The organism is Blautia sp. OM07-19 (genome assembly GCF_003481595.1).
GTDB lineage: Bacteria > Bacillota > Clostridia > Lachnospirales > Lachnospiraceae > Blautia_A > Blautia_A intestinihominis.
The window spans coordinates 24,970-26,849 of sequence record NZ_QULA01000041.1; the positions used below are offsets into that span (position 1 = coordinate 24,970).

General features: G+C 39.1%; 1 protein-coding gene. It reads left to right on the forward strand.

The annotated features are described in order from the left end of the window. The first annotated feature begins 482 nt into the window (after positions 1 to 482). Positions 483 to 1,781, forward strand: a complete 1,299-nt coding sequence (gene ltrA, locus DXC01_RS17875) for a group II intron reverse transcriptase/maturase (RefSeq protein ID WP_118699513.1) — start codon at positions 483 to 485, stop codon at positions 1,779 to 1,781. The last annotated feature ends 99 nt before the right edge of the window (positions 1,782 to 1,880 follow it).

Below are 1,880 nucleotides of genomic sequence, written 5' to 3' on the forward strand. Positions count from 1 at the left end.
TGGAAATCCCATCCGGTAAGGTATTAGCCACACCGCCGGTAACGACCTTGAGCCAGCCAGAGCAATCGGGAAGGTTAAGCGTAGGAAGATAGGTAATAGGGATAGTGATTGAGCATCGAAAGACCCTAATCCAGCAGGCCGATGCTGTTGACATAGCAGAAGGCTATAGGTAAGTTTATCGTTATGGCAAGATTTCGTACTCTGCTGCGGTGTCGTAGAGCTATTCATGTTACACAATGATGCTGCATCAACTGGAGAGAACCTGTACGTTCCATAAATACTGCGTATAGATATGGTATGGCAAACAAATAAATAAGGATGTCAGATGACGTACAGGTAGTCGGAGGCCCGAATAGTACCAGTGAAAGCATGAATAAGATAAGTGTTGGAGGGAAGTCGAGAATGAACTATTCCTCATAGTTCAGGCCTGCGGAACTATATCGAAAAGGAAACATTATCTATACTCAGAGATAGGGACAATAATGGAAACAAAATTGGAGAGAATATCACAATTATCCAGAGAAAATCCAGATATGGTCTTTACATCCATAGGACACCTGATTTCAACATCACTGCTGAAAGAATGTCATAATAAGATGGATGGAAATAAAGCAGTTGGAATTGATGGGATAACAAAGAAGGACTATGATAAGAACCTTGATAAAAATATAGAAAACCTTGTGGACAGACTGAGGAAGAAGGCATATAAGCCGAAACCAGCAAGAAGAATAGAAATTCCGAAGGATAATGGGAAAACAAGGCCTCTTAGCATCTATTGTTATGAAGACAAACTGGTGCAGGAAGCACTGAAACGAATACTGGAAGCAGTATTTGAACCATGCTTTTATGATGAGATGATGGGATTTCGTCCTAACAGAGGATGTCACATGGCTTTGAGAAAACTTAACTATATGATTGAAAGGGAAAAGAGCAGTTATATATTAGATGCAGATATCAAATCGTTCTTCAATCATCTTGACCATAAATGGATAATGAAGTTCGTAGAATCAAAGATCAAAGATCCTAATATTGCCAGACTCCTGAAAAGAATACTAAAATCGGGAGTGATGGAAAACTTTCGATATGAGGTGACGGAAGAAGGATCAGGACAAGGCTCAGTCTGTTCACCAATAATATCATGCATATATATGCATTATGTACTGGTATGGTGGTACAAAGAGATAATTGTCCCTAAACTTAAAGGATATAGTGGTCTGGTAGTATATGCGGATGATTTTGTTGTATGCTTTCAATACAAAGAAGATGCCGTAATGTTCTATGAACTACTTAAACGTAGAATGAGACACTTTGGATTGAGCCTACAGGAAGATAAAAGCAGACTGATACAGTTTGGACGGTTTGCAAAAGAAAACTGTGAGAGAAATGGACACAAGCCAGAAACTTTCACATTCCTTGGCTTTACGCATTACTGTTCTTGTAATAAGAATGGGAAATTCAGAGTGAAGAGGAAAACCAGCAGAATAAAATTTAATAAAAAGTGCAAAGAAGTTCGTCAGAAAATTCGGTCAATGAGAGCGAATAAACTGAAAGACATTATATCTAAGCTGAATCAGATACTTGTTGGTTATTATCATTACTACGGCATTACTGATAATGGGCGGAGTCTGTCTGCTTTTAGATACCAGGTCATGAGAAGTCTTCATTACTGGCTTAATAGAAGAAGTCAGAAAAAGAGCTATACATGGTCAGGGTTTCTTGAAATGATTGATACAGCCTATCCTTTAGCGAGGGCGAAAATATATGTCAGTATTTACGGATAATTGTTGAATAATGCGTTTCGTAAAGAGCCGGATGCGGAAAAGCCGCACGTCCGGAATTCTGTGAGGGATACATTCGGTAACGGATGTATCTACTCGACC